This is a genomic window from Moorena sp. (assembly GCF_982860115.1).
In genome coordinates this window covers 7,455-15,978 of sequence record NZ_CEYLVT010000175.1, presented here as the reverse complement: position 1 = coordinate 15,978, position 8,524 = coordinate 7,455, and the positions used below count along the sequence as shown (strand labels likewise).

The window sequence follows — 8,524 nt, the reverse complement described above, 5'->3', positions numbered from 1 at the left end:
TGCGTTTTCCGCATTAAGAATTAAATTCGCCACGGGTCGCACCTCTGCATCGCTTTTTTTTGAGTTAGGCACAAGTAAAAAACCTGACTACAAACCTGACTACAAAGCATAAAAAGCCCTTGCCAAACTTAGGCAACCACTAATCAGTAGCTAATCAGCACTCAGCACTAGCTTCAAGTTAGCATCAGATATTATTACATATAATACCATGTTTGACAATGATGTGACGGTCTCTGTCAAATGTAATCATACCACGGTTATGGAGTTCTCCTAGAGTTTTAGTCACTGTGACCCGAGAGGTGCCAATGGCATTAGCTAAATTCTGATGGTTGACACTCCCCACTGATAGAATCAGGGGGATTCTTGGTTCATAGACCCATCTTGCTCAACCAGGCCGGAACCAGGAAGAGTAGAGGACAGATCTCCCCAAGCGTTTTGATAAGTTCCCGCATGCCCTACGGTACTCAAGGCTCTGGTTAGGATATTTTTGGCAGCATTATGATCGCGTTCGCGTAGCGTCGCCTTCGGCGAATCTAACCGACACCCACATTTACAGACATGGGTTCGAGTTGACAATGACTTCTTGACTACCTCGCCACAACTAGAACAATTTTGGCTTGTGTAAGCCGGATTCACTGCAACAGTTATCCGACCAAGTTTTTGGCCAAAGTATTCTAGCCACTCCCGAAATTTGTACCAACCTGCATCATTAATAGATTTGGCAAGACAGTGGTTTTTAACTAGGTTCTTAACTCTTAAATCTTCATAGGCAACCAGATCGTTAGATCGGATTACGCAACGTGCCGGAGACGAAACCTTAGATAGTGGAGCCTTTATGGGTGTTCGGCTTTGCATAAAAGGGTTAAATCTTTTGTAATAAGGCTCCACTATCTTACGGTAACTTCTAACCAGTCTCTTGGCATGTTCTTCACGCTGCCTACTTATTTTAAGGTGCTGTCTACCTAGTCTATTAATTGCTTTTTTACGATTGGATGAGCCTTTCTTTTTTCGGGAAACCCGACGTTGATAAAATTTTAATCGTTTTTCGCCTTTACGATAGAATCTTGGGTTAGATTCTGAGTATCCATCAGAGTCGGTGTAGAACTCTTTTAATCCTACATCTAGCCCAACAGTGAAACCAGTAGCTTCTAACTGTTCCGAGTTATCTACTTTGACACAAAACTGAACGTAGTAACCATCAGCTCTTTTTACAATCCGAACTCGTTTAATTAGCTTTTGGTCGAAACGCCATAAGTCCCAGGTGCCCTTGAGTTTGACCTGTCCGTTCGCGTAGCGTGACCGAAGGTCAATCCCTTTTTTGTCGGTGAACTTTATGAACTTCTTATCTGAAGATAACTTCCATCCAGATTGCTTATACTCAACTGACCTAGAATGCTTTTTAAAACGAGGGTAACCTTTTTTCCCAGGTACCTTTTTCTTGCAGTTGTCGTAGAACCGCTTAATAGCACGCTCTACATTTTCGCGATTAGGCTTGACAAGCATGGCTATTGAGGTCTTTGACGAATTCAAACTCTTCTCTTAATTGAGTGTTATATCGATAGAGTTCTTTCTTCCCCGTTCCGCGATTATCCATCCAGTACCGAAGTACCTTGTTCCGGACAAAGCGAGCCGTTCTAATAGCTTCATTTATTGCTAATTTTTGAGGCTCTTTTAGAACAGCCTTGAACTCCATGACCAGCACTCAAAATCACCTCCTCGTTCCGCTCAGTTTGCTTACTATTATAGTCTACAATCTACTGTTAAAATTCCTGATTTTTAGGGAATAAATTCCCGTTCGGGCTAACCCCATAGATAGAATCTAGGGGCTTGCGCCCTCAGGTTTTTCGGTCAACCCAATCCGGAAAGAGGTATCCGGCAATGCCCAACCTAGTAGCACTTCCTCTCCATCAAGGTTAATTTTACTCAGTTGAACAATACCTTGACAGACTTGCCAGATCCCAGGTGCAACCAAAGGAATGATTTCCCCCTTTGAATACCAACGCAGCCGCTGTCGCTGTTTTTGTCCGTCTTGGGATATTCCGTGAAAGGCCTTTTGGGTTAGAGGCATTGTTTATAAGTTCTGTAGCTTCTAAAGCTCTATTAAACGCTCTTGATAATGGGTAGGCAAAATAGTTTTGGTTTACCGTTGACTGTTGACTGTCCAGGGTTGACTGTAACATGTACTTAGTAAACAGTCAACAGCCAGCATCCTAACTTGATTTCTCCCTACTTAGCTTATATTTCTTCTTAACTGACATCAAAAACCTATACCAGGCTTGTGCTGGTTGATCGTAGAATGTGAAGATATCCCCATAAGCAACTGTTGCATCCTGATGGTGAAGCCAATGCTTTTCTGGAGTAGTAATGCACAAGAAGTTGCAAAGGCGCTCTAGGGTCTCCGGAGTTTTCCAATCCATCACAGAAACATGCCTCCAGATAACATGAAGCTCACCCAAGACTAGTCCCAAGATAGTTCCTAGAGGAGAAATTTGCCATAACCAAGGCACAAACATCAAATAAGGAAAGGCACCTGCGTGCGCGATCAAGCAGTACCAGGGGGTTCTTAGTTAATACAGCATAGTGAATGAAGCTACGATTCTTACTATGGTGTACTATGGCATGGAATTTACCAAAAATGTGCTCAGGGACATGGTAAACAAAAGTAGAAAGTAAATCCCCAAGTAGTAGCTGTACTAAAGCAACCAATAATATCTTAATGATGAACACATCTAACTCCTCTTCCTATGCGCTGATCTTAGTCAACAAACATTAAGGTTTGTCAAAGAAGAGGTTAAACTTAAATTTATTATTTCTTGAATGTATGCTACTCTAGCAATTATCAATCATTATTGTACAATAATCGTTATTTTATCTAATAGTTTCAATTAAGCCAATGTTTTAAACTTATGACTTATGACTCCTAGTTATTCAAGTTCATCTAAGTTGTACCACTTCTGAACGACGCGCTACGCTATAGAATTTGAATTGCCGAATTAATTGATCTCCTTTTCCGGTTAATCGTTAATTGTCAATTTTACCTTCACAATTAACGAACAACCTTCAATTATCATTAGTCAAACCAACAGGATATAAATCTGTCTATAGATGAGCTATAATTGACCATTTTTGAAGTCAAAATTCAAAAGTCAAAATTCAAACAGGTATAGCCTTCTAATTTTGAATTGTTGACACCGGATACAAGCCCCTGAATTCATTTATGGAAAAAGACTATTGGCGTTGCATCAAAGTTTCAAGCCCCCGAATTCATTCGTGGGGTATTTTTGAATTTTTAATTTATAATTTTGAATTGGAGCGTTTGGCCGTAGGCCACTGACGCAGTAACGTTACTTTTAGTCCCGTGGCCAGCTTAAAATGGTCTAATAGAGAGTAATACGAAAAAGGTTAAATGCTAAGAATAGGATAATCATAATGCATCAAATTAAGCTGGCTAAGCCAGTAGGAACCGACGCCGTGAGTTCCTACTAAATAAGCGCGTTTAGAGTCTAGTTTTGGGTAAGTTCTACTTTAATGAGGAATTACCAATTACCAATTACCATAAAAGTTCAATCTTCCATAGCCAGAATCCTAAGTTAATTTATCCCTACTTAGCTTATATTTCTTCTTAACTGACATCAAAAAACTATACCAGGCTTGTGCTGGTTGGTCGTAAAATGTGAAGATCTCCCCATAAGCAATTGTTGCATCCTGATGATGAAGGCAATGCTTTTCTGGAGTAGTAATGCACAATAAGTTGCAAAGGCGCTCTAGGATCTGGGGAGTTTTCCAATCCATCACAAAAACATGCCTCCAAATAAGATGAAGCTCACCCAATACTAGTCCTAACATAGTTCCTAGAGGAGAAATCTGCCAGAACCAAGGCACAAACATCAAATAAGGAAAAGTACCTGCGAAACCATCAAGCATTTCCAGGGGGTTATTACTTAATAAAGCATAGTGAATGAAGCTACGATTTTTACTATGGTGTACTATGGCATGGAATTTACCAAAAACGTGCTGAGGGACATGGTAAACAAAAGTAGACAGGAAATCCCAAAGTAGTAGCTGCACTAAAGCAACCAATAATATCTTAATCATGAACACATCTAACTCCTCTTTGTATGCGCTGATCTTAGTCAACTTACCAATTAGTAATTAGCATCAATTACCATAAAAGTTCAATCTTCCATTTCAGTTGACTCAGTTTGATCGGATTGGGTGCTTTCAGCATTTATCAACGTATTATTGAATGAATTGATGTTCCGCTTTCGTTCAGAGGCACGCTTATCCAAAATTGTCTTCAGCCTTGCTGAAGGCATTTCTCCATTAATATGAATCTGAATTTTCGGCCCCGAACTAGCTAGACGAATAATCATCCCATCGATAACCGGCATTTGGGTAATCCGCTTGCCATCCATATAGGTGCCATTGGCACCTAAACTGATAATTTCCCAACCATTAGGATTTCGCCGTAGTTCTACATGGTGACGGGAAACTACAGCGCTATAGAGAATAACATGATTATCGGTTGACCGGCCAATCCGAATCACTGATTCTGTTTCAAAGGGCCAACTTTGAACAGGCACAGACTGGAGAGGATGCAGTAGGGTTAGGGTAATCGCCGGTGTCACATCTTTCAAGGATTTTGTCCTCACGGCCTGATACTGTTAACTATCCCCCACCGACACGACGTGGGATTTCCTTGCTTATACAGCCAAAAAGACTGCCAGAGTTAGTCATATCTGCTTAGATTTGCAAGGACTGACATGCACCCCAATTAAGGCACACCTATATTAATATAGAGTTTGCTGTAAACACTATGACTATAGACTACCTTAGTACAAGGGGCAATCTAGGAGAGTGCCACCATGGTGAATTATTAATGTGAAGTACCCCAACCTGCTTGCCTGAGCGGCAAGCAGGGACGGTCTTATTCGTCTTTAGAGTTTCCCGCTTCATCCGCCGAAGCCTCAACCAGAGGCGCGCGCCTGCCGGTTTTGGTCTTACTCAGCGTCCACAGGCAGACATCCGCCTTCTAAGGACGTATAACTTTGCGACAGACAAACCTTGGAATCACAGCATCTAGGCTAACCAGCCGGGGCTTGTCTCTTCCCGGAGACGAAACCTTAGAATAAGGCAGCCTTAATCATAAAGTTTTAACCCTTTTACCCATAGCCGACCAACCATAAAGGCTGCCTTATTCTTGCGGTAACTTCTGACCCTGAACTCCGCGCTTTACAAAGTAAAGCGAATGGTCTAAGTTAACCAAATTAAGACTGTTTTTAAGGTAGCCTTTTAGTCGGTCAGGCGGGTCTTGAAGTTACCGTAAGGATAGTGGATCCTTTATGGTTAGTCGGCTATGCATAAAAGAGGTGTGACCCGTGGCGAATTTAATTCGCCGTTCGCGTAGCGTCTCCGTAGGAGAACGGAAAGCGCACCTTTGGTTAAAACTGTTTGATTAAGGCTCCACTAACAATCAGGTTTCGTCTCATCAACCAGCTCTATTTTAGTACGATTCGTCACAAGTTGTCGTCTCGCTATCCATCTCGGAGACGAAACCGTAAGAGGGGAATTTCGCGAGTTTTGTTAAAAGGAAGGTCTGCAATTGCCCATAACCCCTAGCAACGAAACATCCTGTAGTAAACTTCCCCGATAGTAAACTGCCCCGACCTAGCTAGCGCTTTAGGTCGGGGCTTTGTCCCAGATCAATTTTGCACAACCAGCTGTCACACCTACCTAGCACTGGAAACTCAAGAACTTTGGAACAAAAATGTCACTTTATCACCTTTCCCCAAGCTAATGCGATCGCCTGTTCTTAGTCGATGCCGATTGCCTGGTGCTAGAGACGTGTGGTTGACATAAGTGCCATTGGAGCTGCCTACATCTTCAATATAGTAGGTATCCCCCTCAACTCTGATATCGGCGTGAATGCGAGAGACAATGTCTGAGTCAGGAAAACCAGAGACATCAATATCCGGTGGAATTTTATCATTGGGCTTACCCATATGAATCACTGATATATGGTGCGGTAACTCAATTGTTGTATTGGTTTGCATATGCAACAGTTGAGCTGAGATTACCTGCAACTGAGTTTGGGCACTACCTCTATCCGGTACAGAGGGGGGTGGCGGGTTCTCTAAGTCAGCTTCTGGTATTGACGGTGAGGTTACGTTTTGGCTAGATTCTTCTTGAGAAACCCCTAAATTACCAACAGTAGGCAGCGGCAATGGCAGGGTTTCTAAGTCAAGATTCTGCGGTTGAAATGCTTCTGAGTTGAGGGCTGGATTAACGACCGTAGCTGGCATAGCGGTGGTAGACTCAGCATCATCAGAACTGATAGGATTGGATGCTGGATCGGGGACTTGAGTATTCATAGCCATCGGTATAGGTTCAACAAGTGGTTCTGGGGATACCAAGTCGGGTATCTCTGGGGTAGAGTTTGACCCTGATTTCTCCCTTTTCTCCATATTGGCACCCACATTCAAGTGAAATCCACACTGACCACAGAAGCTTGCGTCAGTCTGAACTGTTGCACCACAGTTAGGACAGCTGGTAGTGGAAGGTAAGGGAGTGTAGCAGGCTTCACATTGGGTAGCCCCTTCCGGATTTTGGTGATTGCAGTTAGGGCAAACAATCATAGAACTTTAATTTATTATTTTTAACAGCTATTATCTAGTTTCAGATAATGTGACGATCATACACTTCCCGTACGGGCAAGTGTATGCTTAATGCACCTCTTAAGGCTACCAGAACTTCTTTAGCCTTTGGAGACTCTGCGCGAACGAGGTACTATTAGTTATAGAACTATCAATAACTGGATTTCCTCATGGCGCGTTTTCTTGCCAGGAAAACGTACTGCCCCACTTTTAATAGACTTGATTGAAGTTACTGTTTGGTTCTTTTTGCTGCTATCTAATCCAGCAACCTTCTCGCTGATTAGACTACAGTTGATTTTTGCTATTTTCGGTTAAAATTGGAATTAATTCCTGTCCCGCATCCAACCACCGCTCCCCTATCTGAGGAGACCTGGGATTGGTGCGGGTTCTAGCTAGAGTGGGAGCATCGAAGGCAAAAGGCTACCAAGCAAAAGCCTACCAGGCAAGTCACCCTAATGAATTATCAAAATCCATAAAAATATAACATATATCCCCTAAAACTATAATAGTTTCTCAGTAACCGGATACAATTGTTTCCCACTTCATCGTTCACACTTGACCAATAAATTGGGGAGTGTGAGGGGTGATTTGCTCTGCCCCTAGCTTTAGATACGGGGTTAGTCTCATCCCTCACATAAACAAGTTGAGCAAAGCGAATCCTTGTGCTATAATGTTAGTGTTGGCCTGCCACAGGTGAAAATTCGTCGGTATCACCAATTAATCTACGACGTAAAGCGATGGTAGCAACAAGGGAGCGAGAAACCCTCGGCGAAGCAAACGCTTTGCGAACAAAACGCATGGACTCTACAGAGTACCGACCACCAGCAAAAGTTAGTTTTTTTTAATAAAAGGTAGGGCGGGGCACGCCCAAACCCTGGAAGAGTTATTCCAGTACGCTTGTGGAGAGTAGACCGCTGGATGTACTTGCTCAAACTAGATGATACGTTTGTACACGGTCATTCGGTGCGAGGAACGGTAAAACCCTTGTGTATTAAAGTCAGCTCATCGAAACAAGAATCCCCCGGCATAAGCGCCGTGGGGAGTGTCAACTGCTGATTCATCTAGAAGCCACCAAAGTTCTCCTTGGGGCTGGATCAACCGAGCTGGATAGGTTTGTGGATCAGCTTCGGGGGCAAATATTTGAGCTAAAGCTGCTCTTTTGCCAGCACCAGCAACCAGAAACATAACGCAGTTGGCATGGTTAATCAAGGTTGAGGTAAAGGTGATTCGTGGTTGACCATCTTTGTTGCCAACTGTAACGAGTCGGTCTTTTACTTGCAGAGCCTCTGTATGGGGGAATAGGGAAGCAGTATGGCCATCATCACCAATGCCTAACAAAATTACGTCAAAGCCAGGAAACTCTCCTACTGGTATGCCAAAAAACTCATACAGTTGAGCTTGATGTTTATCCGCATCAGCAGCGGGGCTAGAGCCGTCGGTGGGCATGGGGTGAATGTTAGCCTCTGGTATATCGACTTTGTCTAACCAGGCCAGACGAGCCATCCTTTGATTACTATCGGGGTGGTCGGGACTAACATAGCGTTCATCACCCCAAAACACATGAATGTTATTCCAAGCAAGGTCAAAGGTAGCGATCGCTTCATATAAAGGCTTGGGGGTGCTACCGCCAGCAAGGGCAATGGTACAGCGACCGTTAGCCTGGATTGCTCCTTCGATTTTACTGAGGACAACATCAACAGCTCGCCTAATCAAAGCTTCTTTATCCGGTACAACTTCAACCACTTTGTTCATAAAACCTGTCTGCCGAGGAACACTACATCCACAAGACTACCGTTAATCAGCGATTGTGCGATCGCTTTACCTGATTCAGGAAGAATACCAGAAATTATCCTAACACCTTGATTAGTGGT

General features: G+C 43.1%; 8 protein-coding genes and 1 pseudogene. All 9 read right to left on the bottom strand.

What is annotated here, in order from left to right:
- Window positions 1–184: 184 nt before the first annotated feature.
- Window positions 185–343, bottom strand: a complete 159-nt coding sequence (locus AC4II3_RS23980; RefSeq protein ID WP_488011611.1) for a helix-turn-helix domain-containing protein — start codon at window positions 341–343, stop codon at window positions 185–187.
- Window positions 344–351: 8 nt separating this feature from the next.
- Window positions 352–1,503, bottom strand: a complete 1,152-nt coding sequence (locus AC4II3_RS23975) for an RNA-guided endonuclease InsQ/TnpB family protein (protein WP_488011609.1) — start codon at window positions 1,501–1,503, stop codon at window positions 352–354.
- Complete coding sequence (locus AC4II3_RS23970; protein ID WP_488011607.1) at window positions 1,487–1,702, bottom strand: hypothetical protein; 216 nt, start codon at window positions 1,700–1,702, stop codon at window positions 1,487–1,489. Before AC4II3_RS23970 ends, AC4II3_RS23975 begins: the two co-directional genes overlap by 17 nt.
- A 117-nt stretch (window positions 1,703–1,819) precedes the next feature.
- On the bottom strand, window positions 1,820–2,068 hold the full coding sequence (locus tag AC4II3_RS23965; RefSeq protein WP_488011605.1) for a hypothetical protein: 249 nt from the start codon (window positions 2,066–2,068) through the stop codon (window positions 1,820–1,822).
- 142 nt (window positions 2,069–2,210) lie between these two features.
- Window positions 2,211–2,727, bottom strand: a pseudogene (locus tag AC4II3_RS23960) (sterol desaturase).
- Window positions 2,728–3,585: 858 nt separating this feature from the next.
- Window positions 3,586–4,137 carry a sterol desaturase family protein gene (locus AC4II3_RS23955; protein ID WP_488011603.1) on the bottom strand — a complete coding sequence of 184 codons (552 nt, stop codon included), beginning with the start codon at window positions 4,135–4,137 and terminating at the stop codon, window positions 3,586–3,588.
- Between the two features lie 38 nt (window positions 4,138–4,175).
- Complete coding sequence (locus AC4II3_RS23950; RefSeq protein ID WP_193431423.1) at window positions 4,176–4,637, bottom strand: FHA domain-containing protein; 462 nt, start codon at window positions 4,635–4,637, stop codon at window positions 4,176–4,178.
- A 1,110-nt stretch (window positions 4,638–5,747) separates the two neighbouring features.
- Window positions 5,748–6,635, bottom strand: coding sequence for a double zinc ribbon and FHA domain-containing protein (locus tag AC4II3_RS23945; RefSeq protein WP_488011601.1), 888 nt, complete (start codon window positions 6,633–6,635; stop codon window positions 5,748–5,750).
- Window positions 6,636–7,655: 1,020 nt separating this feature from the next.
- Window positions 7,656–8,405, bottom strand: coding sequence for a 6-phosphogluconolactonase (gene pgl, locus AC4II3_RS23940; RefSeq protein ID WP_488011599.1), 750 nt, complete (start codon window positions 8,403–8,405; stop codon window positions 7,656–7,658).
- Between the last annotated feature and the right edge of the window lie 119 nt (window positions 8,406–8,524).